A 24,769-nucleotide genomic window follows, 5' to 3' on the forward strand; every position below is an offset into this window, starting at 1 on the left:
GGTTAGACAATGAATAGCAAAGTACAATTTCGAATGTTTACCATTTTTGATTTGGATAAGGTAGAAGATTATTTGCATGAGATGCATTTGAAAGGTTGGAAATTTAAATCGAATCGTTTTGGCTTTTTCTATTTTGAACCATGCCGACCAGATGATGTGATTTACCGTGTGTGGAATACTAGCTACCTTAGAAAAAATGAGGTAGGTTTACAAAGTATTAAGGATAGAGGATGGGAATTTGTGGGAAATTGTTCTTATACTGTTTTTAGAAAAGCAACTTGTGATGTAGATTCAAATGATCAATCTTTCATGGACGATCGTCTTCGATGGGCTGATGTGAAATCTAGACTTCGTACATCTACAGTTTCTATCTCTGGCGGTCTAGTTGTTTGTATGAGCTTGTTTCGCGAAAGTCTATCTCAGTCTTTCTTCCTTATTTTTGCCCTTTATGCCCTCATGATTTCCTATCTAATCTATAGTTTTTATAGACTTAAAAAGAAATATCTTGTGAATGTAAGATGATTTTCTAGGTCCTCAGACTGATTTTTAGCACTCTTAGTAAAAGAGTGCTAATTTTTTGAGTTTTTGTCTTGACATTCTTTTCTAAGGGTGTATAATAGAATCATAAGTTAGCACTTGGGTGCGTCGAGTGCTAAAAAGATCTATCAGAGAGGAGTAGCGAGATGGTTACAGAACGTCAGCAGAATATTTTAAATCTGATTATTGACATCTTTACCAAAACGCACGAACCTGTTGGATCCAAAGCCTTGCAAGAGTCTATCAACTCTAGTAGTGCTACCATTCGAAATGACATGGCAGCTTTAGAAAAGCAAGGTTTGCTTGAAAAGGCACATACTTCCAGTGGTCGGATGCCAAGTGTAGCTGGTTTTCAATACTATGTCAAACACTCCCTATCCTTTGACCGTTTAGCTGAAAATCAAGTTTATGAGATTGTAAAAGCCTTTGATCAAGAATTCTTCAACCTTGAGGATGTTCTTCAAGAGGCAACGAAAATTTTGTCAGACTTGAGTGGTTGTACGGTTGTAGCGCTGGATGTTGAACCAAGTAGGCAGAAGCTGACAGCTTTTGATATTGTTGTCCTCGGGCAACATATAGCTCTTGCTGTTTTTACGCTTGATGAGTCTAGAACAGTTACCAGTCAGTTTTTGATTCCGAGAAATTTCTTGCAGGAGGATTTGAACCGCCTCAAGACCATGATTCAAGAACGTTTCCTGGATCAGACTGTTTTGGATATTCACTATAAGATTCGGACAGAGATTCCGCAGATTATCCAACGTTACTTCACAACAACGGACAATGTTATGGACCTCGTTGAACATATCTTCAAAGAAATGTTCAATGAAAATATCGTGGTTTCTGGGAAAGTTAATCTTCTGAATTTCGCTAATCTAGCTGCCTATCAATTCTTTGATCAACCACAAAAGGTTGCTTTGGAAATTCGAGAAAATCTGATTGGCGACCAGATGCAAAATGTCCGAGTTGCGGATAGCCAAGAATCTTGTCTTGCTGACTTAGCAGTGATTAGCAGTAAGTTCCTGATTCCCTATCGTGGGTTTGGAATTCTTGCGATTATAGGTCCGGTCAATCTGGATTATCAACAATTGGTTAATCAACTCAACGTTGTCAATCGAGTTTTGACCATGAAGTTGACGGATTTTTACCGCTATCTCAGTAGCAATCACTATGAAGTGAATTAAGATTGAAATCATTAAAGGAGGCGAAAATGGCCCAAGATATAAAAAATAAAGAAGTAAAAGAAGAGGAAGTTGTGGAAACAGCTGAAGAAACAACTCCCGAGAAGTTGGAATTGGACTTGGCTAATGAACGTGCCGAGGAGTTTGAAAACAAATATCTTCGTGCCCACGCAGAAATGCAAAACATTCAGCGTCGTGCCAATGAAGAGCGTCAACTCTTGCAACGCTATCGCAGCCAAGATTTGGCAAAAGCAATTTTGCCATCGCTTGATAACCTTGAACGCGCTCTTGCCGTTGAAGGCTTGACAGATGATGTGAAGAAGGGCTTGGAAATGGTCCAAGAAAGTTTGATTCATGCTCTGAAAGAAGAAGGAATCGAGGAAATCGCAGCTGATGGAGAGTTTGACCATAACTACCATATGGCTATTCAAACAGTCCCAGCTGATGATGAGCATCCAGCTGACACCATCGCACAAGTCTTTCAAAAAGGCTACAAACTCCATGACCGCATCCTAAGACCGGCTATGGTAGTTGTCTATAACTAGGTAATTCTGACGGTAGCTAAAGCAACTCGTCAGAAAACGGCAATCGCTATGGCGTTTGCCTAGCCTCCTTACTAACTCGTCGTCGAAATAAAATCGATTTCGACTTCTCGTGTCGCAATTTACATAATAGAAAACTTGTCCGAAACGACACTAAACTATGAAAGAAAGATAAACAATGGTTCAGCTTTACCAATAGTGAGCGAAGCGAACCAAAGGCGGTACTCTTCGCCGTGGCGCTATTTGCGCAAACTTTGAGACCTTAGGCTCAAAGTTTAGTCAAAGAGATTAACGAAGTTAAGCTCTGACGGCGCCGCCACCTAAGGAGAGTATCAAAAAGAAAAATAGAATATAAAATTTAAGGAGAAAAACATATGTCTAAAATTATTGGTATTGACTTAGGTACAACAAACTCAGCAGTGGCAGTTCTTGAAGGAACTGAATCAAAAATCATCGCAAACCCAGAAGGAAACCGTACAACTCCATCTGTAGTGTCATTCAAAAACGGTGAAATCATCGTTGGTGACGCTGCAAAACGTCAAGCAGTTACAAACCCAGATACAGTTATCTCTATCAAATCTAAGATGGGTACTTCTGAAAAAGTTTCTGCTAACGGCAAAGAATACACTCCACAAGAAATCTCAGCGATGATCCTTCAATATTTGAAAGGTTATGCGGAAGAATACCTTGGTGAAAAAGTAACCAAGGCTGTTATCACAGTTCCAGCTTACTTTAACGATGCTCAACGTCAAGCAACTAAAGACGCTGGTAAAATCGCTGGCCTTGAAGTAGAACGTATCGTCAACGAACCAACTGCAGCAGCTCTTGCTTACGGTTTGGACAAGACTGACAAAGAAGAAAAAATCTTGGTATTCGACCTTGGTGGTGGTACATTTGACGTATCTATCCTCGAACTCGGTGATGGTGTCTTTGATGTATTGGCAACTGCGGGGGATAACAAACTCGGTGGTGATGACTTTGACCAAAAAATCATCGACTACTTAGTAGCAGAATTCAAGAAAGAAAATGGTATCGACTTGTCAAACGACAAGATGGCTCTTCAACGTTTGAAAGATGCAGCAGAAAAAGCTAAGAAAGACCTTTCTGGAGTGACTTCAACTCAAATCAGCTTGCCATTTATTACTGCTGGTGAGGCTGGACCTCTTCACTTGGAAATGACTTTGACTCGTGCTAAATTCGACGATTTGACTCGTGACCTTGTAGAACGTACAAAAGTTCCAGTTCGTCAAGCCCTTTCAGATGCAGGTTTGAGCTTGTCAGAAATCGACGAAGTCATCCTTGTCGGTGGTTCAACTCGTATTCCTGCCGTTGTTGAAGCTGTTAAAGCTGAAACTGGTAAAGAACCAAACAAATCAGTGAACCCTGATGAAGTAGTTGCTATGGGAGCTGCCATCCAAGGTGGTGTCATCACTGGTGATGTGAAAGACGTTGTCCTTCTTGACGTAACGCCATTGTCACTTGGTATTGAAACAATGGGTGGAGTCTTCACAAAACTCATCGACCGCAACACTACAATTCCAACTTCTAAATCACAAGTCTTCTCAACTGCAGCAGACAACCAACCAGCTGTTGATATCCACGTTCTTCAAGGGGAACGCCCAATGGCAGCAGATAACAAGACTCTTGGACGTTTCCAATTGACAGATATCCCAGCTGCACCTCGTGGTATCCCTCAAATCGAAGTAACATTTGACATCGATAAGAACGGTATCGTATCTGTTAAGGCCAAAGACCTTGGAACTCAAAAAGAACAAACAATCGTTATCCAATCTAACTCAGGTTTGACAGACGAAGAAATCGACCGCATGATGAAAGATGCAGAAGCAAACGCTGAAGCAGATAAGAAACGTAAAGAAGAAGTTGACCTTCGTAACGAAGTAGACCAAGCTATCTTTGCGACTGAAAAGACAATCAAGGAAACTGAAGGCAAAGGCTTCGATGCAGAACGTGATGCTGCACAAGCTGCCCTTGATGATCTTAAGAAAGCTCAAGAAGACAACAACTTGGACGAAATGAAAGCAAAACTTGAAGCATTGAACGAAAAAGCTCAAGGACTTGCTGTTAAACTCTACGAACAAGCCGCAGCAGCGCAACAAGCTCAAGCAGGAGCAGAAGGCGCACAAGCAACAGGAAACGCAGGCGATGACGTCGTAGACGGAGAGTTTACTGAAAAGTAAGATGTTGAGGCGTTAAGAAAACGAAAGAAAAATAGGAAGCCATCGCCTTGTGCGATGCACAAAAGATGGCTTATCTTTTTTCCGAAGTTTTTAGCCGAAACTCAATTCAGCCTTACTAGTTCAAAAACAAAGTATAATCGACTTTGCTTTAGAATGTCGTAATGATAAGAAGAAATCCAGAGGTTGCAACCCAGCCTCTGTTTTTCGGTAAAAGGGGACTGAATCTCATTTATTTGGGAATATAAAAGAAAGGAATTGAACCCGACCTAAATCGTGGTTTGATTCACAATATCAATAGAAAGGAACAAAGAGTGTTCGAGAAATTGAACTCGAACTCTTAAGTTTCTTACTCAATATGAAAGAAAGGAACTGAACCCGACCGATATTCTCGGAAAAAAGATAAATCTGTCTAGGAGCATCGCTCCTGCGTCAGATTTCCTATTTTTCAGTCGAATTTTTCGGTCTTGGTATCTTAAATGAACAATACTGAATTTTATGACCGTTTGGGCGTTTCAAAGAATGCATCTCAAGATGAGATCAAGAAAGCCTATCGGAAATTATCTAAAAAATATCACCCAGATATCAACAAAGAACCTGGTGCTGAGGAAAAGTACAAGGAAGTTCAAGAAGCCTATGAGACTTTAAGTGACGAACAAAAGCGGGCAGCTTATGACCAATATGGTGCGGCTGGAGCCAACGGTGGCTTTGGTGGTGCAGGCGGTTTCGGTGGCTTCGATGGTGCAGGCGGTTTTGGTGGATTTGAAGATATCTTCTCAAGTTTTTTCGGCGGAGGCGGTTCTTCTCGCAATCCAAACGCTCCTCGTCAAGGTGATGACCTCCAGTATCGCGTCAATTTGACTTTTGAAGAAGCCATCTTTGGTACTGAAAAAGAAGTCAAATACAATCGTGAATCAAGCTGTCGTACTTGTAACGGATCAGGTGCTAAGCCTGGAACAAGTCCAGTTACTTGTGGACGCTGTCACGGTTCTGGTGTTATCAACGTCGATACTCAAACACCGCTTGGTATGATGCGTCGCCAAGTAACCTGTGATGTCTGTCATGGTCGCGGAAAAGAAATCAAAGATCCATGTACAACATGTCATGGAACAGGTCATGAAAAACAAGCCCACAGTGTCCATGTGAAAATTCCAGCAGGTGTCGAAACTGGTCAACAAATTCGTCTAGCTGGTCAAGGGGAGGCAGGCTTTAACGGTGGTCCTTATGGAGATTTGTATGTAGTCGTTTCTGTAGAAGCAAGCGATAAATTTGAACGTGAAGGAACAACTATTTTCTACAAGTTAAACCTCAATATCGTCCAAGCAACTCTTGGTGATACTGTCGATATTCCAACCGTTCACGGTGATGTTGAATTGGTGATTCCAGAGGGAACTCAAACCGGTAAACGATTCCGTCTACGTGGTAAGGGAGCTCCAAGTCTACGTGGCGGTGCTGTTGGTGACCAATATGTCACTGTTAATGTCGTGACGCCTACAGGCTTGAACGATCGCCAAAAAGCAGCCTTGAAAGAATTTGCAGCTGCAGGTGACTTGAAAGTCAATCCAAAGAAAAAAGGCTTCTTTGACCATATAAAAGATGCCTTTGAGGGTGAATAAAACAAAAAGAGCCGATTGGCTCTTTTTGTGTTGTCTTGAAAAATTTAGCTTCAGAAAATCATTTTCCAGTTAGTCTACTATTTATACTTTTGAGTGAGCAAGCCGGCTTCATCCATTTCCTGAATGAGTTGCTTGATTTCCGCTTCTTTACCAGGTTTCACGGTGACAGTATCAATATGCTTAATCGCCGAATTATCCTGAATATCTACCAAGATTAACGCTTTTTCATAGAATGCGACACCCTTTTTTAGGCTCTCCTGATCCTTCCAATATAAAATTGAGTAATTAGGATTTGGTTTCTTTCCGATTTCTTGTAAATAATTCCTACTTTCTTTCTCTAAAAATTGCAATAAACCGTGATTGAACAAGTTATCCCCTACTTTATAGTAAGAAATATCTCCTGTCTGTAGGACATAGACTTTGAGTCGATTTTTAGTGAGGTTTGGACTTTCTTTAAGGACAGGGTGGCTATTGATGACCTCATCTGAGAAAGTCACATAAAAATCCAATCCTCCCCCTTCGAATTGATAGCTACCATTTGATTCTACTTTTTCAGGAGGGAGGTCAATGGAGATAAAGATTTGTTTTAAGGCTTCCTTCCCCTCTCGGATGTCACTCGGTGAAGCCTTGAAAAGATTGGCCACTAGTAGAAATGCTAGGGTTACAAAAAGACAGAAGCAACCGGAAATAATCAAGATGACTTTTAAAAACTGTTTCATGTTTAGTCCCTCCCTTTTCTGTTCGAATCTAGTAACCCAAAATGGATTTAAGGAAAGTTGGATGCTTTCTTTTTTAGTTTTCTTCAGTTTCTCGTAGTTCTTTTATGACAGCAAGTCTTGCTTGGAGGTCTTTCTCTAAGACTTTAAATTTGTAAGTGAGGTCTTCTTGATACTCTTTGATGACTTCTTTTTGTTGATTGATAATTTGTAAGCTATTTTGGATAACATCTAAATCACCTTTGATTGCTTCAACGCGATCAGTTGTATCTAAAACTTCTTCAGTGATAACTTCACGATTTTTAACGAGGAGGTAAGATCCGACTGCTGATCCAGCAAAAAGTAGTAAATTTGATAGTTTCATAGGAACTCCTTAAGCGTTTTTGATCGTTTCAGCGACTTGGGCAAGTTTGTCAAAGTCAGGTTCATGGGCAACAAAGTCAATTTTTAGGTCATCATCTGCACCATAACGAGGAACGAGGTGGACATGGGTATGGAAAACGGTTTGTCCAGCTACCTCTTCGCAGTTGGCGATGATATTCATACCTTCAGCTTGGGTAGCTTTCATAACCTTTTGAGAAATGACTGGAACCTTAGCAAAGAGTTGGCTAGCGCTCGCAGCATCCATTTCTAAAAGATTGCGATAGTGTTCTTTTGGTACGACCAAAGTATGACCAGGTGTTACTTGAGAAATATCAAGAAAGGCAAGAACTTGCTCATCCTCATAAACCTTGGCTGCAGGGATTTCTCCTGCTAAAATCTTACAAAAAATACAATCTGACATAAAAACCACCTCTAGTGTATTGAATTTTGATATAATATAGCTACATTATACCAGATTCGGAGAAAATATGTTAGAAATTAAAAACCTGACAGGAGGCTATGTTCATGTCCCTGTCTTGAAAGATGTTTCCTTTACAGTTGAAAGCGGACAGTTAGTTGGTTTGATTGGTTTGAATGGTGCAGGAAAATCAACGACTATCAATGAAATTATTGGTCTTTTGACGCCATATAGTGGGGAGATCAAGATTGACGGATTGACTTTAGGAGAGGATGCTACGAGCTATCGCAAGAAAATTGGTTATATCCCTGAAACTCCTAGCTTGTACGAGGAATTGACTCTCAGAGAACATATTGAGACAGTTGCTATGGCCTATGGTATCGAGCAAAATCTAGCTTTTGAACGTGTAGAGCCGCTTTTAAAAATGTTCCGTTTGGATCAAAAATTGGATTGGTTTCCAGTTCATTTTTCCAAAGGGATGAAGCAAAAGGTTATGATTATCTGTGCCTTTGTCGTGGATCCTAGTCTCTTTATCGTAGATGAACCTTTCCTTGGTCTTGATCCTTTAGCGATTTCAGATTTGATTCAACTTCTAGAAGCGGAAAAGAAAAAAGGAAAGTCTATCCTTATGAGTACCCACGTTCTTGATTCTGCTGAAAAGATGTGTAACTCTTTTGTCATTCTTCACAAAGGTCAAGTAAGAGCCAAAGGAAATCTCCAACAACTCCGAGAAGCCTTTGATATGCCAGAAGCAAGCCTCAATGATATCTATTTGGCTCTGACCAAAGAGGAGGAACTATGAAGGACTTGTTTTTAAAACGAAAGCAGGAATTTCGCAAGGAATGCTTGGGCTATCTCCGTTATGTGCTCAATGATCATTTTGTCTTATTTTTGTTGGTGTTGTTAGGATTTTTGGCCTACCAGTACAACCAGTTGCTCCAACACTTTCCTGAGAATCATTTCCCAATCCTAATTTTGATTGGGATGATGTCTATTTTGCTTTTGCTTTGGGGTGGTATTGCGACCTATCTAGAAGCGCCTGACAAACTATTTCTTTTAGTTGCTGAAGAAGAAGTGAGAGAACACATACAGAAGCAAAGTATGATTTCTTTCATCTTTTGGGTCAGTGTACAGACTCTCTTTTTGCTCCTGTTTGCGCCTTTATTCTTAGCCATGGGTCTTGGTTTGCCGATTTTTGGAGTCTATCTCCTTGTCTTGGGGATAGTAAAATATGTGATTTTTCGCCAAAAGTCTAGCAACTTTTTCCTTGGAAATGGACTAGACTGGGATTATGTCATTGCACAGGAAAGCAAACGTAAGCAGTTCTTGCTTCGATTCTTTGCCCTCTTTACACAGGTCAAGGGGATTTCAAATAGTGTTAAGCGCCGAGCTTATCTGGACTTTATTCTCAAGGGAGTTCAGAAAGTACCAGGAAAAATCTGGCAGAATCTTTATCTCCGCTCCTACCTGAGAAATGGAGATTTATTCGCCCTTAGTATGCGACTCATAATCCTATCTTTGACCGCTCTCGTCTTCATTGAGCAATCTTGGATTGCAGTCGCAATTGTAATTTTATTCAATTATCTTTTGTTATTCCAGCTTCTAGCCCTCTATCATGCCTTCGACTATCAATATTTGACGCAATTATTCCCAGTAGGTAAGGGGCAAAAAGAGAAAGGCTTGAAGGAAATTTTGAGAGCGATTGGGTTCTTTGTATTAATCTTGGAAAGTCTTATAGGATTGCTTGTTTTTAAGGACAAAATTCTTGTTCTAGCACTTGTGGGAGCAAGTCTTGTCTTGCAATTTCTTTATTTGCCGTATCAACTGAGAAGATTGGTTGACGAATAGCATAAAAATTAGTAGAATAATAAGGAAACTTTATTCGGAGGAAAGAAATGGACTTGGGTGATATTGAGCTAACGCTAACCCCGATATCTGGGAAGAGCGGAAAAGCTTATATGGGAAGTTATCCTGATGGAAAACGTGTTTTTATAAAAATGAATACTTCTCCAATCCTGCCTGGTTTAGCTAGAGAGCAAATTGCACCACAATTGCTCTGGAGTCGTCGTTTACCAGACGGCCGTGATATGTCCGCTCAGGAATGGTTGACAGGAAAAATTTTGACGCCAAGCGATATGAACCGTAAACAAATTATCGATATTTTGACACGTTTACACTGTTCACGTCCCTTAATGACCCAGTTGACACGATTGGGATATGCAATGGAAACACCTTCGGATTTACTTCAGTCATGGGTAAACAAGGCTCCGGATGCTTTAAAAAACAACCAGTATCTACGTATGGTTTTAGGTGATTTGCGTGAGAATCTTCCTAGCTTTAGGGAAGACTATGCAACCATAGTCCATGGAGATGTTCGTCATAGCAACTGGTTTGAGACAGAGAGTGGCTTGATTTATTTAGTAGATTGGGATTCTGTTCGCTTGACTGATCGTATGTTTGATGTGGCCTATCTGCTCTGTCACTATATTCCAGAGTATCAGTGGCAAGAATGGCTAACTAATTATGGCTATAAGTATAATCAAACTGTCTTGAATAAGTTATATTGGTATGCTCAACTGTCATTTTTGAGCCTCATTACCAAATACTATGAAAATCAAGATTTGGATAATGTAAATCGGGAAATCTATGCTTTGCGTAGCTTCCGAGATAAGTATGGAAAGAAAAAATGAGAGTTAGAAATCGTAAAGGGGCAACAGAACTGTTAGAGGCTAATCCGCAGTATGTTGTCTTAAACCCCGCAGAAGCTAAAGGTAAGTGGCGAGATTTGTTTGGCAATGACAATCCAATCCATGTAGAGGTTGGTAGTGGCAAAGGTGCTTTCGTAACAGGAATGGCCAAACAAAACCCTGGCATCAACTATATCGGGATTGATATTCAGAAATCTGTATTAAGCTATGCTTTGGACAAGGTATTAGAAGTTGGAGTTCCCAACATCAAACTTCTATGGGTTGATGGTTCAGAATTGACCAATTATTTTGAAGATGGTGAAATTGATCGCTTGTATTTGAATTTCTCGGATCCATGGCCTAAAAAACGCCATGCGAAGCGTCGTTTGACTTATAAGAGCTTCTTGGATACTTTCAAACGAATCTTGCCTGAACATGGTGAAATTCATTTCAAGACAGATAATCGTGGCTTGTTTGAATATAGCTTGGTGAGCTTTTCACAATATGGCATGAAACTCAATGGTGTTTGGTTAGATTTACATGCCAGTGGCTTTGAGGGAAATGTCATGACTGAGTATGAGCAAAAGTTCTCAAGCAAGGGTCAAGTCATCTACCGAGTTGAAGCAGAATTTTAAGAAAAAGCTTGAAGTCAGGCTATTTGAGTGCTTATGCTTTACATTATTACTAAAAAGTGCTATACTTAATAATAAGAATATAAGAAAGAGAGGCGGGGAGATATCTTCGCCTCTTGCTTATGAGGAGGTGGACGCAATCGCAACTATCGTTGAATTAGTCAGAGAAGTCGTAGAACCTGTTATTGAAGCTCCTTTTGAACTCGTAGATATCGAGTACGGAAAGATTGGCAGTGACATGATTCTTAGTATTTTTGTAGACAAGCCTGAAGGAATCACCTTGAATGATACGGCAGACTTGACTGAAATTATCAGTCCGGTCCTAGATACTATCAAGCCGGATCCCTTCCCAGAACAATATTTCCTAGAAATTACAAGTCCAGGATTGGAGCGTCCTTTGAAAACCAAGGAAGCAGTCGCTGGAGCGGTTGGGAAATACATCCATGTCGGGCTCTATCAAGCCATCGATAAGCAAAAGGTTTTTGAAGGAACCTTGTTGTCCTTTGAAGAGGATGAGTTGACTATGGAATATATGGATAAAACTCGCAAGAAAACAGTCCAAATTCCATATAACTTGGTATCAAAAGCACGTTTAGCAGTAAAATTATAGAAAGAAAGGATAGCTTTTGAGAATTCAAAAGTAAAAAGAACATGAGTAAAGAAATGCTAGAGGCCTTCCGCATTTTGGAAGAAGACAAGGGAATCAAGAAAGAAGATATCATCGACGCAGTAGTAGAATCACTTCGTTCTGCTTACCGTAGACGCTATGGTCAATCTGATAGTGTAGCTATTGATTTTAACGAAAAGACAGGGGACTTTACTGTCTATACTGTCCGTGAAGTTGTTGATGAAGTATTTGATAGCCGTTTGGAAATCAGTTTAAAAGATGCCCTTGCTATTAATTCAGCCTATGAGCTTGGTGACAAAATCAAATTTGAAGAAGCACCAGGAGAGTTTGGTCGTGTAGCAGCCCAATCTGCTAAACAAACAATCATGGAAAAAATGCGTAAGCAAACACGTGCCATTACCTATAATACTTACAAAGAGCATGAACAAGAAATCATGTCAGGTACAGTTGAACGTTTTGATAACCGCTTCATTTATGTCAATCTTGGCAGCATTGAAGCCCAATTGTCAAAACAAGACCAAATTCCTGGAGAAGTGTTTGCTTCCCACGATCGTATCGAAGTTTATGTCTACAAAGTGGAAGACAACCCTCGTGGAGTTAACGTTTTTGTCAGCCGTAGCCACCCAGAGATGATCAAACGTTTGATGGAACAAGAGATTCCTGAAGTATATGATGGAACTGTTGAAATCATGAGCGTAGCCCGTGAAGCAGGTGATCGTACGAAAGTTGCTGTTCGTAGCCACAATCCTAACGTGGATGCTATCGGAACAATCGTTGGACGTGGTGGTGCAAACATCAAGAAAATCACTAGCAAATTCCACCCAGCTCGCTACGATGCTAAGAGCGACCGCATGATTCCGGTAGAAGAAAACATCGACGTTATCGAATGGGTAGCAGATCCAGCTGAGTTTATCTACAATGCCATTGCTCCTGCCGAAGTTGACCAAGTTATCTTTGATGAAAATGATAGCAAACGTGCCTTGGTGGTTGTTCCAGATAACAAGCTATCTCTTGCAATCGGTCGTCGTGGACAAAATGTTCGTTTAGCAGCACATTTGACTGGTTACCGTATTGATATCAAGTCTGCAAGTGAATTTGAAGCTATGGAAGAAGCAGGTCAAGTGGATTACGCTGAAACAGACGAATTGACTGAAGAATAAGATCTGCTAGAGGAGGGAAAGATGAAAACAAGAAAAATCCCTTTGCGCAAGTCTGTTGTTTCCAACGATGTGATTGACAAGCGAGATTTACTTCGTATTGTCAAGAACAAAGAAGGTGAGGTCTTTATCGACCCGACAGGCAAGGCTAATGGCCGGGGCGCTTATATCAAGCTAGACAATGCAGAAGCCCTAGAGGCTAAAAAGAAAAAAGTCTTTAACCGTAGCTTTAATATGGAAGTTGAAGAAAGCTTTTATGACGAGTTGATCGCCTATGTTGATCACAAAGTAAAAAGAAGAGAGTTAGGACTTGAATAAGCAAAAAGTAAGTAATCTCTTGGGATTGGCTCAGCGAGCGGGGAAAATCATCTCGGGTGAGGAAATGGTTGTCAAAGCCATTCAAGACCGGAAAGTTAAATTGGTATTTCTAGCTCATGATGCTAGCCCAAATCTAACCAAGAAGATTCAGGATAAAAGCCACTATTATCAAGTAGAAGTTATTACCGTGTTTTCAACACTGGAATTAAGCATAGCAGTCGGAAAATCGAGAAAGGTTCTGGCTGTAACAGATGCTGGATTTACAAAGAAAATGAGGTCTCTTATGGAATAGAAGAGGAGGACATGATTTGTCTAAGAAAAGATTGTACGAAATCGCAAAAGAACTTGGAAAAGAAAGTAAGGAAGTTGTCGCGCGTGCAAAAGAGTTGGGCTTGGAAGTAAAGAGCCACTCGTCAAGCGTTGAAGCAGATGCTGCTGAAAAAATTATAGCTAGCTTTAAGCCTGCTGCTCCTAAGGCAGAGGCAAAAGCAAGTGTAGAAAAGAAAGTTGAAAAGCCTGCATCAGCTAAACCAGTTGTCGCTAAGGAAGAAAGCAAACCAGCTACACCTGCAGCTTCTAAGGAAGAAAAAGTTGTAGCTGCAAGACCGCAGAGTCGAAACTTTAAGGCGGAACGTGAAGCGCGTGCCAAAGAGCAAGCGGAAAGACGCAAGCAAAACAAGGGTAACAACCGCGATCAACAACAAAACGGTAACCGTCAAAAGAACGATAACCGTAATGGTGGGAAACCTGGTCAAGGGAACCGTGACAATCGTCGTTTTAACGACCAAGGGAAGAAACCACAAGGCCAAGGAAATCGTGGCAATGATTATCGCCAACAAGCTGATAATCGTCCCAACCAAGCTGGTCCTCGTATTGACTTTAAAGCCCGAGCAGCAGCTCTGAAGGCTGAGCAAAATGCAGAATACGCACGCTCAAGCGAGGAACGCTTCAAGCAGTCTCAAGTTGCCAAAGAAGCCTTGGCTCAAGCTAATAAACGTAAGGAGCCAGAGGAAATCTTTGAGGAAGCTGCTAAACTAGCTGAACAAACTCAGCCTGTAGTTGAAGTAGCTCCTGTAGCCAAAGAGGCTGTAGTGGATACACGTCGTAAAAAGCAAGCTCGACCAGACAAAGATCGTGATGATTACGATCACGAGGAAGATGGTCCTAGAAAACAACAAAAGAATCGAAGTAGTCAGAATCAAGTGAGAAATCAAAGAAATAGTAACTGGAATAACAATAAGAAAAATAAAAAAGGCAATAAACAAAATAACCGTAATCAGGCTCCAAAACCTATTACAGAGCGTAAATTCCATGAATTGCCAACAGAATTTGAATATACAGATGGTATGACTGTTGCGGAAATCGCAAAACGTATCAAACGTGAACCAGCTGAGATTGTTAAGAAACTATTTATGATGGGCGTTATGGCCACTCAAAACCAATCTTTGGATGGAGAAACAATCGAACTCCTCATGGTTGATTATGGAATTGAAGCTAAACAAAAGGTAGAAGTGGACAATGCGGATATCGAACGTTTCTTCGTAGAAGATGGATATCTAAATGAAGACAAGTTGGTTGAACGTCCACCAGTTGTAACTATCATGGGACACGTTGACCATGGTAAAACAACCCTTTTGGATACCCTACGTAATTCTCGTGTCGCTACAGGAGAAGCAGGTGGGATCACTCAGCATATTGGTGCCTACCAGATTGAGGAAAATGGTAAGAAGATTACCTTCCTTGATACACCAGGACACGCGGCCTTTACTTCTATGCGTGCACGTGGTGCCTCTGTTACCGATATTACGATCTTGGTCGTAGCGGCAGATGACGGGGTTATGCCTCAAACTATCGAAGCCATCAACCACTCAAAAGCAGCTAATGTTCCAATCATCGTTGCTATTAACAAGATTGATAAGCCAGGTGCAAACCCAGAACGCGTTATCGGCGAATTGGCTGAACACGGTGTTATGTCAACAGCTTGGGGTGGAGATTCTGAGTTTGTAGAAATCTCAGCTAAGTTCAACCAGAATATCGATGAACTCTTGGAAACGGTTCTTCTTGTAGCTGAAATTCAAGAGCTCAAAGCAGACCCAACCGTTCGTGCCATCGGTACTGTTATCGAAGCTCGTTTGGATAAGGGTAAAGGTGCGGTTGCAACTCTCCTTGTTCAACAAGGTACCTTGAACGTTCAAGACCCAATCGTTGTTGGTAATACTTTCGGACGTGTCCGTGCCATGACCAATGACCTTGGACGTCGTGTTAAGGTTGCAGGACCATCAACACCAGTATCCATTACAGGTCTAAACGAAGCACCGATGGCAGGTGACCACTTTGCTGTTTACGAAGATGAAAAATCTGCTCGTGCAGCTGGTGAAGAACGTGCCAAACGTGCTCTAATGAAACAACGTCAAGCAACTCAACGTGTCAGCCTAGAAAACCTCTTTGACACTCTTAAAGCTGGTGAACTTAAGTCTGTTAACGTCATCATCAAAGCCGACGTACAAGGTTCAGTTGAAGCCCTTTCTGCCTCACTACAAAAGATTGACGTGGAAGGTGTAAAAGTTACCATCGTCCACTCAGCAGTTGGTGCTATCAACGAATCTGACGTGACTCTTGCTGAAGCTTCAAATGCCTTTATCGTTGGTTTCAACGTACGTCCTACACCACAAGCCCGCCAACAAGCAGAAGCAGATGATGTAGAAATCCGTCTCCACAGCATTATCTACAAGGTTATCGAAGAGATGGAAGAAGCCATGAAAGGTATGCTTGATCCAGAATTTGAAGAAAAAGTTATCGGTGAAGCAATTATCCGTGAAACCTTCAAAGTGTCTAAAGTCGGAACAATCGGTGGATTTATGGTTACTAGCGGTAAAGTTACCCGTGACTCTAAAGTCCGCGTTATTCGTGACGGTGTCGTTATTTACGATGGTGAACTTGCAAGCTTGAAACACTATAAAGATGACGTCAAAGAAGTTACAAACAGCCGTGAAGGTGGTCTCATGATTGATGGCTACAATGATATCAAGATGGATGATGTGATTGAAGCATATGTCATGGAAGAAATCAAACGCTAAGATTCTTGCTCCTTCCTTAGGTGATGTGGGACGCAAGCAAACCGATGGTTTCATTGCTTATTTTTGAGCCTAGAGTCTCAAAAATCCCCAGTGATTGAACTAAATGATCAGCCCAATCACTTTCACCACGGCGAAAGAAGCAGATGATTTCAAATTGAACTTCGTTTCAATTTGAATTGAAAATCAATAAGTTTAAAAATAGCTAGGTCTGCTGGCCTAGCTTTTGATTCAATAGAGAGGAAGGAATAGCATGGGAAATCATTTCCGTACGGATCGTGTAGGCATGGAAATCAAACGCGAAGTCAATGAGATTTTGCAAAAGAAAGTCCGTGATCCTCGTGTCCAAGGAGTGACCATCACAGATGTTCAGATGCTAGGTGACTTGTCTGTAGCTAAGGTTTACTACACCATTTTGAGTAATCTTGCTTCAGATAATCAAAAGGCCCAAATTGGCCTTGAAAAAGCAACCGGAACTATCAAACGTGAGCTTGGTCACAATTTGAAATTGTATAAAATTCCAGACTTGACCTTCGTCAAAGACGAATCCATCGAGTATGGAAACAAGATTGACGAAATGTTACGCAATCTGGATAAAAAATAAGAAAGAGGGGTAACCCTCTTTTTTGTTTAGAAGAAGGAGGGTATTCTAGACTTAAAGGCTAATCAGAAAGAAAAAATAAGTTCTTAAAATTTCTTTTATGGAGCAAATATGATATGATATAGTTCAAATTGAAAGAAAAAGAGAAGAAACTAGATGTCTAAACAAGATTTAGCTATGCAAGTATTGCAACAAGTCGTGAAACTCCCTGTTGTTAAAGTTGATCGTTCAAAATTTTTAGTAGATAAATTTTCCAAACTATTAGACCCAAAAGATATTCCTCGATTACTAGAAGAGGGACCAACAGCCTTGTTATCCCAGGATATTTTAGATAAAGTTGCCGATTCTTGTATTAAGGATAATGTTCTATTGGCGAGTGGAACTTCTGTTCTTGCAGGTATTCCTGGTGGTCTAGCCCTTGCAATCACCATTCCAACTGATGTTGCTCAGTTTTATGCTTTCTCCTTAAAACTAGCGCAAGAATTGGGATATATTTATGGCTATGATGATCTTTGGGCTTCACGAAATGAATTGAGTGAAGAAGCCAAAAATACGCTCTTGCTCTATCTCGGGGTCATGCTTGGGGTCAATAGTGCTGGAGCCCTCCTTCGAGCTGGGGGAGTATCAGTTGCTAAACATGTCATGAAGACAGTTCCCCAGAAGGCTTTGGCTAAGACTTTGTGGTATCCCATTTTAGAAAAAGTTTTGAAAATTTTTGGGGTGAATCTGACAAAGGGAGGCTTTGCAAAAGGAATGGGCAAATTTATCCCAATCCTAGGAGGTGTCGTTTCAGGTGGTTTAACCTATACGACTATGAAACCTATGGGTAAAAGTTTGCAAAGAGAATTATCCAAACTAGTCAATTATAGTGAAGCTCAGTATCAAAGAGATGTGGAAACAATCCAAAAAGAAGCAGAAATCATAGAAGCAGAGTAATAGGAAGAAACTAGTAGGCTTGTACTGCTAGTTTTTTTATCCTAGCCCTTGTGGTATAATAAAAAAAGAAAATCCAGTGAGAAAAAATGGAGGTTGTGATGGATAATATTATTGACGTATCTATTCCTGTTGCGGAAGTGGTGGATAAACATCCAGAAGTTTTAGATATTTTGGTTGAGCTTGGTTTTAAACCTCTTGCAAATCCCTTGATGCGTAATACTGTAGGGCGAAAAGTTTCGCTCAAACAAGGTTCCAAGCTTGAAGGGACTCCTATGGATAAGATTGTGCGTACGCTTGAAGCAAATGGTTACGAAGTGATCGGGTTAGACTAATGACAGATGAACGTATTCATATCCTGCGGGATATTTTATTAGAATTGCATAATGGAGCCTCTCCAGAGTCCGTTCAGGAACGCTTTGATACGACCTTTACTGGTGTATCAGCTATCGAGATTTCTCTTATGGAGCATGAGTTGATGAACTCTGACTCAGGCGTTACCTTTGAAGATGTCATGGAGCTATGTGATGTGCATGCTAATCTCTTTAAAAATGCTGTTAAAGGCGTAGAAGTTGAGGATACCGAGCATCCTGGTCACCCTGTGCGTGTCTTTAAGGATGAAAATTTAGCCCTCCGAGCTGCTTTGATTCGGGTCCGTAGATTGCTCTCGACTTATGAATCTGTGGACGATGAGGAGATGCTGGTAGAAATGCGCAAAGGCTTGGTACGTCAGATGGGGCTTGTTGGTCAATTTGATATCCACTACCAGCGCAAGGAAGAGCTCTTCTTTCCTATCATGGAACGTTATGGCCATGATTCACCTCCCAAAGTCATGTGGGGAGTGGATGATCAGATTAGGGATCTCTTTCAAACAGCCTTAGTAGCAACTAAGTCGCTCCCAGAAGTGACAATTTCCGCTGTAAAGGAAGTTTTTGAAGCTTTTGCGACAGAGTTTGAAAGTATGATTTTTAAGGAGGAATCAATCCTTCTCATGATTCTGCTTGAATCCTTTACCCAGGATGACTGGATTCAGATTGCTGAGGAAAGTGATGCCTATGGATATGCTATTATCCGTCCGTCTGAGAAATGGGTTCCTGAACGTCAAAGTTTTGTTGAGGAAAAAAGTGTAGAAGAACCAACTCAGCCAGAAACTGTAGATGGACAAGTTCAGCAAGTGATCGATACACCAGAAGGTCAGTTTACTATCACCTTTACACCAAAGGAAAAGGAAACGGTGCTAGATCGCAATAGCCAGCAGGCTTTTGGCAATGGCTATCTCTCAGTTGAACAGGCGAATCTTATCCTTAATCATTTGCCGATGGAGATTACCTTTGTTAATAAGGATGATATTTTCCAGTATTATAATGACAATACTCCAGCGGATGAAATGATTTTCAAGCGGACACCGTCTCAAGTTGGACGTAATGTCGAACTATGTCATCCACCAAAATATTTGGAGAAGGTCAAAGCCATTATGCAAGGTCTTCGTGAAGGGAAAAAAGACAAGTACGAGATGTGGTTCAAGTCAGAATCACGTGGAAAGTTTGTCCATGTCACCTACGCTGCAGTACATGATGAAAACGGGGAATTTCAAGGTGTGTTGGAGTATGTTCAGGACATCCAACCCTACCGTGAGATTGATACAGACTTTTTCCGTGGATTAGAATAAGGAGAAAAAATGAGTTACGAGCAAGAATTTATGAAGGAATTTGAAGCCTGGGTTAATACCCAGATTATGATCAATGATATGGCTCTTAAGGAAAGTCAAAAGGTTTATGAAGAAGATCAAGATGAGCGCGCTAAAGATGCCATGATTCGCTACGAGAGTCGCTTGGATGCCTACCAGTTCTTACTAGGTAAATTTGAAAACTTCAAGGCAGGCAAGGGATTCCATGATTTACCAGAAGGTTTGTTTGGTGAGAGAAATTATTAATTTTTAGAAATTAGAAAGGAGGCTGGGACAAAAGTCCTAGCCTCTCAATTGTCTTTGGATTGTCGAGCAAGACGCAGTGGTTGAGTGGGCTCTACTACGCTGATTTCATCAGCTTTTACAGCCCTACTCAACTGTGCGGAGGTGGGACAACGAAATCGAATTCTATCGAATTACCGATTTCTGTCCCACTCTCTTTTTCATTGTTCCTTGAGCCTTTTTGTGTTACAATGTTAGCATGAAAACGAAAAATATTATTAAAACAGGTTTAGTCGTGGCAGGGCTTGGAGCACTTGCCTTTGGTGCTAAGAAAGTAGCTGATGATCATAAACTCATGAAGACACAGGAAGAGTTAACGGATATTGTGCGTGACTATTTCTCAGAAATGGGTGAGATTGGGACTCTCTATGTCCAAGTATACGAAAGTAGCCTAGAACGTCTTGTTGGTGGTGTCATTTTTGAAGATGGTCGTCACTATACCTTTGTCTATGAAGATGAAGATCTCATCTACGAGGAGGAAGTCTTATGATTTCTCCTAATAGTTTAGAAGAATTAGCAAATCTAGTAGAGCAGGATGGCAAGAAGGTCTTCCTTTTTGTTGCGGATTGGTGTGGCGATTGCCGTTATATCTATCCTTCCTTGCCAGAGATTGAAGAGGCAAATCCAGAGTTCACTTTTATACGGGTAGACCGTGATGAGTACATGGAACTTGCTAAACTTTGGGATGTATACGGGATTCCAAGTCTTGTTGTTTTAGACAAGGACAAGGAAATTGGACGTTTTGTCAATCGTGACCGTAAAACCAAGGGGCAAATCAATGACTTTTTAGCAAGTTTGAAATAGGAGAAAAGAATGATTTTTACATACAATAAAGAATATGTCGGCGATGTCCTTATGGTCATCGTGAAAAACAGTGGTGACGCCAAGCTAGATGCTGAGCGTAAAGGCAATATTGCCCGTGTTTTTCTAAAGGAAACTGGTGAAACTGTCGCTTGGAACATTTTTGAAGTTTCTAGCATGTTTGAGATCGCTGAGCGCGGGCAAGTCTTTTTAACTGACGACCAAGTAACTCGTTTGAACCAAGAATTGCAGGCTCAAGGGTTTACTGAAGAAATCATTAACGACAAGGAACCAAAATTTGTGGTTGGTGAGATTGTAGAAATGGTTGCACATCCAGATAGTGACCACTTGAATATCTGTCAAGTTGCTGTTGGGAATGACAAAACAGTACAAATCGTGGCAGGTGCTCCCAATGCACGTGTCGGTTTGAAAACCATTGTTGCTCTTCCTGGAGCCATGATGCCAAAAGGCAATCTCATTTTCCCAGGGGAACTTCGTGGGGAAAAGAGTTTTGGGATGATGTGTAGTCCTCGTGAACTTGCCTTGCCAAATGCTCCCCAAAAACGTGGTGTCATTGAATTATCAGAAGACCAAGTTGTAGGAACTCCATTCGATCCGGCTAAACACTGGACAGCTTAATCACTAAAAGTGATTTATAATCTTTGCTTGAGGGAAATAAGATGGCAAAAAATGTAGTGATTACAGGTGCAACATCAGGTATCGGTGAAGCTATTGCGCGTGCTTATCTAGAAAAAGGTGAGAATATCGTTCTCACAGGTCGCCGAACAGAAAGACTCAAAGCTCTAAAAACAGAGTTCGCAGAAGCCTTTCCAAATCAAAAAATCTGGACCTTTTCGCTAGATGTAACAGACATGACAATGGTTAAAACGGTTTGTTCAGAAATTTTAGAAACTGTAGGTCAGATTGATATTTTAGTCAATAATGCTGGACTGGCTCTCGGCTTAGCACCTTATCAGGAATATGAAGAGTTGGATATGTTGACCATGCTGGATACCAATGTCAAGGGCTTAATGGCGGTTACGCGTTGCCTCTTACCTTCCATGGTAGCAGTTAATCAAGGCCATATCATCAATATGGGATCTACTGCAGGTATTTACGCCTATGCTGGTGCAGCAGTCTATTCAGCAACCAAGGCTGCAGTCAAAACCTTTTCAGATGGCTTAAGGATTGATACCATTGCCACAGATATCAAGGTGACCACTATTCAACCTGGAATTGTAGAGACGGATTTTTCTAAGGTACGTTTTCATGGAGATGAGGCACGGGCTGCGACTGTTTACCAGGGGCTTGAAGCCTTACAGGCACAAGATATCGCTGATGCAGTGGTTTATGTGACCAGTCAACCTCGTCGTGTGCAAATCACAGATATGACCATCATGGCTAATCAACAAGCAACTGGGTTTATGATTCATCGAGATTAATATTATTTTTAAAAAAGTTACAAATCTTGTAACTTTTTTTGATTTCCTTCGAATAGATAAGTAGGAGGATGAAAAATGTATAATAAAGTGATTATGATTGGACGCTTGACGTCTACACCCGAATTGCACAAAACCAACAATGATAAGTCTGTAGCTCGTGCGACGATTGCTATTAACCGTCGTTTTAAGGACCAAAATGGGGAACGTGAAGCGGACTTCATCAATATTGTTGTCTGGGGGAAATTGGCTGAAACCTTGGCTAGCTACGCGACTAAAGGCAGTCTCATTTCTATCGATGGGGAACTTCGTACCCGTAAGTTCGAGAAGAATGGTCAGACCAACTACGTGACCGAAGTTCTTGCTACAGGATTTCAACTTTTGGAAAGTCGCGCCCAACGTGCTATGCGTGAAAATAATGCTGGTCAAGACTTAGCAGATCTGGTTTTGGAAGAGGAGGAACTTCCCTTCTAGGATTGATTATAGAAAAAGCTGGTTCGTTTATAGACCAGCTTTTTCTATTGTTTCTAGTTTTATTGTTCGGAAATTACTTCTTAAAATAGGTCAAATAAATGTACTTGTACAATAAAATCAAGCATTTTTTTGAAAAAGTAGTAGAATAAAGTATTATATATTCAGAGTTTTCAGAAAAGGAATGAAATTTGAAGGAAAATAAAGAGAAAAAAGAATTGTTGAAATGGCTGATAAAGCGTATATTACTGCTGATTCCAGTGGTCTGTATTCTCTTTTGGATTTTTGGCCGTTGTCAAACAAGTGGCATCAAGGATCAGACTAAAATTGGTGTAACCTATATGACCATGAACAATGAGTTCTATAAAAGTATTCATTCGGAAATTAGTCGAATTTCCGATGAAAGAGGAGCTCTTGTTTGCGTCCGAGATCCAGAATTGGATGAAGAAAGGCAGAGCCAGCAGATTGATGATTTTTGTGCTCAAAAAGTTGATGTGATTGTGATCAATCCGGTCAAGGGGGATAGCCAGTCCATTTTAACTGCTCTTGAAAAAGCTAGAAAACAAGGAATTAAAATCATTGCAGTCGATACCCAATTGAAAAATTTTAAGCCCGATGCAAGTATTGTATCTGATAACTACCAAGCGGGAGTAATGATTGCTAAAGAGCTCATGAAACGTTCTTCTAGCGCTCGAGTCCTCCTTTTGGAGCATAAAGGGACTGTCTCAGCAGATACGCGGATTCAGGGGTTTAAAGACACTATAGAGGGGCACAGTTCTTATCAGATTGTATCGGAACTAGAAACCAAGGGGCAAACGGAGATCGCCATGCCGGCTGTCCAGAATTTTTTACAATCAGGGATTGAAATTGATACCTTGGTTGCCTTAAATGACCGCTCGGCTATAGGAGCTTTAGCTGCAATTAAGGAGCAAGGAAATAGCCAGTCCATTGCAATTTATGGAATCGATGGCTCACCAGATATGAAATCCTTGTTGCACTCGACGGATGATGTAGTGGGAACCGTTGCTCAATCTCCCTTGAAGATGGGAGACCGTGTTATGGAAGTTATCCAAGATATTTCTGAAGGGAAGAGCTATACCAAAGAGGTGATCATTCCAGTTGAAATGATGACAAAGGAAAACATTGATCAGTTTGATGTGAATGGGTGGCAGTAATGAGAAAGTTTAGAGGTGTTCGATACAGTTTGGCCATTCTTATGGTCGTGAATTTTATTGCTGTTATGCTCAACAGCATCATCTATCTTCAAGCAACCAACTATATCATTGCTCAACGCCAAGCCTCTCTATTATTGGAGCGCCTAGAGCGTATTCCTTTTGCTCCATCTACGACTTTTTGGTTGTCAGCAATCTTATTTGCTGGGATTGCCTTAATCTCAATGAGTCGTTATAGACCTCAAACAAGTCGATGGTCCATTTTTGATAAGAGGAATCTTCTAGAGATTCTCCTGATGTTACTGTTGATGTGGGTTCAGAACATAGCTTATAACGGGCTTATTCTCTTGGTTTTTGCAGATATCTTCTATGGCTCCAAAGAGTTGAATACCAAGAGAGATCGGAAGTATTGGTTTGCCTTTATCCTAGTGAGCTTCTTGATGCTCCTTGTAACCAATTCAGACGTCTTTTCGCTTTTCTTCCCAATTCCTTCTCTTGATACCTATATTCATTTTTATCCTGAATCTATCCGTATTTTGGCCTTTTTCTTAAAGAATTCCCTCTACGCCTTGAATATGGTACTCTTCATTATTTCACTTTTATTTTATATCATGAATGTCCTTGCGGAAAACCATGAAGTTGAACAAGAGCTGGCCATGGTGTCCAAGGTTAATACCGAGTTGAACAACTATATGGCCTTATCTGAGAAGATTGCAGAGGATCGGGAGCGCAAGCGGATTGCTCGGGAGATTCACGATACCTTGGGACACGCGTTAACAGGGATTTCAGCAGGTTTAGATGCTGTCGGGGTCTTGATTGATATCAATCCAAGTCGTGCCAAAGAGCAGGTAAAAAACGTATCAGAAGTCGTCCGTGAAGGAATCCAGGATGTGAGAGGCTCTCTCAATCGCCTTCGTCCAGGAGCCCTTGAGGAGCGAACTCTCAAAGATGCTTTAGAAAAGACAATCCGCGAGTACCAAATTCTTTCAAACTTGCAAGTTGATCTCAACTATGAATGGATCGATGTCGATATGGACGTCATGATTGAAGATACAATCTTTCGTGTGATACAAGAGTCTATGACTAATGCGGTTCGCCACGGTCATGCCAGCCACATGGACCTCCATTTTTTTGAGGACGAAGAAGATTACATGATTGAGTTGCAGGATAATGGAGTTGGGTTTGAAACCTTGACCTATGGCTACGGACTCAAACAGATGATGGAGCGTATTTCAATTCTAGGAGGCCAGCTTCAATTTGAAAGTCGCGATGGATTTTTCACACGTGTTAGTTTACCAAAATATAAAGAAGGGAGATAATAG

At 40.9% G+C, this 24,769-nt stretch carries 29 protein-coding genes; 26 read left to right on the forward strand and 3 right to left on the reverse strand.

Annotated features, from left to right (window positions below):
- The first annotated feature begins 9 nt into the window (after positions 1-9).
- From SPAR10_RS05760 to dnaJ, 5 genes are all read left to right on the forward strand, one after another.
- Positions 10-522 carry a DUF2812 domain-containing protein gene (locus SPAR10_RS05760; protein WP_004251787.1) on the forward strand — a complete coding sequence of 171 codons (513 nt, stop codon included), beginning with the start codon at positions 10-12 and terminating at the stop codon, positions 520-522.
- A 161-nt stretch (positions 523-683) separates the two neighbouring features.
- Positions 684-1,718 (forward strand): heat-inducible transcriptional repressor HrcA, encoded by a 1,035-nt coding sequence (hrcA, locus tag SPAR10_RS05765; RefSeq protein WP_004251789.1) that lies wholly within the window; start codon positions 684-686, stop codon positions 1,716-1,718.
- A gap of 26 nt (positions 1,719-1,744) precedes the next feature.
- On the forward strand, positions 1,745-2,260 hold the full coding sequence (gene grpE / locus SPAR10_RS05770) for a nucleotide exchange factor GrpE (protein WP_004251792.1): 516 nt from the start codon (positions 1,745-1,747) through the stop codon (positions 2,258-2,260).
- A 371-nt stretch (positions 2,261-2,631) separates the two neighbouring features.
- Positions 2,632-4,455, forward strand: coding sequence for a molecular chaperone DnaK (gene dnaK / locus SPAR10_RS05775; protein ID WP_004251794.1), 1,824 nt, complete (start codon positions 2,632-2,634; stop codon positions 4,453-4,455).
- A 476-nt stretch (positions 4,456-4,931) separates the two neighbouring features.
- Complete coding sequence (dnaJ, locus tag SPAR10_RS05780; RefSeq protein ID WP_004251795.1) at positions 4,932-6,068, forward strand: molecular chaperone DnaJ; 1,137 nt, start codon at positions 4,932-4,934, stop codon at positions 6,066-6,068.
- A gap of 77 nt (positions 6,069-6,145) precedes the next feature.
- Here the strand turns inward: dnaJ and SPAR10_RS05785 are convergent, their stop codons facing one another.
- The 3 genes from SPAR10_RS05785 to SPAR10_RS05795 form a co-directional block, all read right to left on the reverse strand.
- Positions 6,146-6,787, reverse strand: coding sequence for a hypothetical protein (locus SPAR10_RS05785; RefSeq protein ID WP_004251798.1), 642 nt, complete (start codon positions 6,785-6,787; stop codon positions 6,146-6,148).
- A 73-nt stretch (positions 6,788-6,860) separates the two neighbouring features.
- Positions 6,861-7,148 (reverse strand): hypothetical protein, encoded by a 288-nt coding sequence (locus SPAR10_RS05790; protein WP_004251799.1) that lies wholly within the window; start codon positions 7,146-7,148, stop codon positions 6,861-6,863.
- Positions 7,149-7,157: 9 nt separating this feature from the next.
- On the reverse strand, positions 7,158-7,568 hold the full coding sequence (locus SPAR10_RS05795; RefSeq protein WP_004251801.1) for an HIT family protein: 411 nt from the start codon (positions 7,566-7,568) through the stop codon (positions 7,158-7,160).
- A gap of 67 nt (positions 7,569-7,635) precedes the next feature.
- Here SPAR10_RS05795 and SPAR10_RS05800 point away from each other — a divergent pair, with 67 nt between their 5' ends.
- The 21 genes from SPAR10_RS05800 (at position 7,636) to SPAR10_RS05900 (ending at position 24,766) form a co-directional block, all read left to right on the forward strand.
- Positions 7,636-8,367, forward strand: a complete 732-nt coding sequence (locus SPAR10_RS05800) for an ABC transporter ATP-binding protein (RefSeq protein WP_004251802.1) — start codon at positions 7,636-7,638, stop codon at positions 8,365-8,367.
- On the forward strand, positions 8,364-9,413 hold the full coding sequence (locus SPAR10_RS05805) for an ABC transporter permease (protein ID WP_004251805.1): 1,050 nt from the start codon (positions 8,364-8,366) through the stop codon (positions 9,411-9,413). The genes SPAR10_RS05800 and SPAR10_RS05805 overlap by 4 nt, the downstream gene beginning before the upstream one ends.
- 47 nt (positions 9,414-9,460) lie before the next feature.
- Positions 9,461-10,255, forward strand: a complete 795-nt coding sequence (ccrZ, locus tag SPAR10_RS05810; RefSeq protein WP_004251808.1) for a cell cycle regulator CcrZ — start codon at positions 9,461-9,463, stop codon at positions 10,253-10,255.
- Complete coding sequence (gene trmB / locus SPAR10_RS05815; protein ID WP_004251811.1) at positions 10,252-10,887, forward strand: tRNA (guanosine(46)-N7)-methyltransferase TrmB; 636 nt, start codon at positions 10,252-10,254, stop codon at positions 10,885-10,887. Before ccrZ ends, trmB begins: the two co-directional genes overlap by 4 nt.
- A 127-nt stretch (positions 10,888-11,014) precedes the next feature.
- The gene (gene rimP, locus SPAR10_RS05820) at positions 11,015-11,494 is read left to right on the forward strand and encodes a ribosome maturation factor RimP (RefSeq protein WP_004251813.1); all 480 of its coding nucleotides are present in this window, start codon (positions 11,015-11,017) and stop codon (positions 11,492-11,494) included.
- A gap of 41 nt (positions 11,495-11,535) precedes the next feature.
- Positions 11,536-12,672, forward strand: coding sequence for a transcription termination factor NusA (nusA, locus tag SPAR10_RS05825; RefSeq protein ID WP_004251816.1), 1,137 nt, complete (start codon positions 11,536-11,538; stop codon positions 12,670-12,672).
- Positions 12,673-12,693: 21 nt separating this feature from the next.
- Entirely contained in the window at positions 12,694-12,987 is a 294-nt protein-coding gene (gene rnpM, locus SPAR10_RS05830; RefSeq protein ID WP_004251817.1) for an RNase P modulator RnpM, read from the forward strand.
- Positions 12,980-13,279 carry a YlxQ-related RNA-binding protein gene (locus tag SPAR10_RS05835; RefSeq protein WP_004251819.1) on the forward strand — a complete coding sequence of 100 codons (300 nt, stop codon included), beginning with the start codon at positions 12,980-12,982 and terminating at the stop codon, positions 13,277-13,279. The genes rnpM and SPAR10_RS05835 overlap by 8 nt, the downstream gene beginning before the upstream one ends.
- A 16-nt stretch (positions 13,280-13,295) precedes the next feature.
- Positions 13,296-16,064 carry a translation initiation factor IF-2 gene (gene infB / locus SPAR10_RS05840; RefSeq protein WP_004251821.1) on the forward strand — a complete coding sequence of 923 codons (2,769 nt, stop codon included), beginning with the start codon at positions 13,296-13,298 and terminating at the stop codon, positions 16,062-16,064.
- A gap of 250 nt (positions 16,065-16,314) precedes the next feature.
- Positions 16,315-16,665: a 30S ribosome-binding factor RbfA gene (gene rbfA / locus SPAR10_RS05845; protein ID WP_004251823.1), complete on the forward strand. Its 351-nt coding sequence runs from the start codon at positions 16,315-16,317 to the stop codon at positions 16,663-16,665.
- Between the two features lie 153 nt (positions 16,666-16,818).
- Positions 16,819-17,598 (forward strand): hypothetical protein, encoded by a 780-nt coding sequence (locus SPAR10_RS05850; RefSeq protein ID WP_004251824.1) that lies wholly within the window; start codon positions 16,819-16,821, stop codon positions 17,596-17,598.
- A 98-nt stretch (positions 17,599-17,696) separates the two neighbouring features.
- Positions 17,697-17,930 carry a DUF1858 domain-containing protein gene (locus SPAR10_RS05855; protein ID WP_000368732.1) on the forward strand — a complete coding sequence of 78 codons (234 nt, stop codon included), beginning with the start codon at positions 17,697-17,699 and terminating at the stop codon, positions 17,928-17,930.
- The gene (locus SPAR10_RS05860; protein WP_004251829.1) at positions 17,930-19,264 is read left to right on the forward strand and encodes a DUF438 domain-containing protein; all 1,335 of its coding nucleotides are present in this window, start codon (positions 17,930-17,932) and stop codon (positions 19,262-19,264) included. Before SPAR10_RS05855 ends, SPAR10_RS05860 begins: the two co-directional genes overlap by 1 nt.
- Positions 19,265-19,273: 9 nt before the next feature.
- Entirely contained in the window at positions 19,274-19,528 is a 255-nt protein-coding gene (locus SPAR10_RS05865) for a DUF1912 family protein (RefSeq protein ID WP_004251830.1), read from the forward strand.
- Positions 19,529-19,763: 235 nt separating this feature from the next.
- The gene (locus SPAR10_RS05870; RefSeq protein WP_004251832.1) at positions 19,764-20,054 is read left to right on the forward strand and encodes a DUF4651 domain-containing protein; all 291 of its coding nucleotides are present in this window, start codon (positions 19,764-19,766) and stop codon (positions 20,052-20,054) included.
- Positions 20,051-20,368, forward strand: coding sequence for a thioredoxin family protein (locus SPAR10_RS05875; protein ID WP_004251835.1), 318 nt, complete (start codon positions 20,051-20,053; stop codon positions 20,366-20,368). The genes SPAR10_RS05870 and SPAR10_RS05875 overlap by 4 nt, the downstream gene beginning before the upstream one ends.
- Before the next feature lie 9 nt (positions 20,369-20,377).
- Positions 20,378-21,004: a YtpR family tRNA-binding protein gene (gene ytpR / locus SPAR10_RS05880; protein ID WP_004251839.1), complete on the forward strand. Its 627-nt coding sequence runs from the start codon at positions 20,378-20,380 to the stop codon at positions 21,002-21,004.
- 41 nt (positions 21,005-21,045) lie between these two features.
- The gene (locus SPAR10_RS05885; protein WP_004251841.1) at positions 21,046-21,807 is read left to right on the forward strand and encodes an SDR family NAD(P)-dependent oxidoreductase; all 762 of its coding nucleotides are present in this window, start codon (positions 21,046-21,048) and stop codon (positions 21,805-21,807) included.
- 75 nt (positions 21,808-21,882) lie between these two features.
- Positions 21,883-22,278: a single-stranded DNA-binding protein gene (locus SPAR10_RS05890; protein WP_004251844.1), complete on the forward strand. Its 396-nt coding sequence runs from the start codon at positions 21,883-21,885 to the stop codon at positions 22,276-22,278.
- A 188-nt stretch (positions 22,279-22,466) separates the two neighbouring features.
- Complete coding sequence (locus tag SPAR10_RS05895; protein WP_004251845.1) at positions 22,467-23,450, forward strand: substrate-binding domain-containing protein; 984 nt, start codon at positions 22,467-22,469, stop codon at positions 23,448-23,450.
- The gene (locus SPAR10_RS05900) at positions 23,450-24,766 is read left to right on the forward strand and encodes a sensor histidine kinase (protein WP_004251849.1); all 1,317 of its coding nucleotides are present in this window, start codon (positions 23,450-23,452) and stop codon (positions 24,764-24,766) included. Before SPAR10_RS05895 ends, SPAR10_RS05900 begins: the two co-directional genes overlap by 1 nt.
- Positions 24,767-24,769: the final 3 nt, after the last annotated feature.

Origin of the sequence: Streptococcus infantis SPAR10, from assembly GCF_000279535.1 — a bacterium.
Taxonomy (GTDB): domain Bacteria; phylum Bacillota; class Bacilli; order Lactobacillales; family Streptococcaceae; genus Streptococcus; species Streptococcus infantis_I.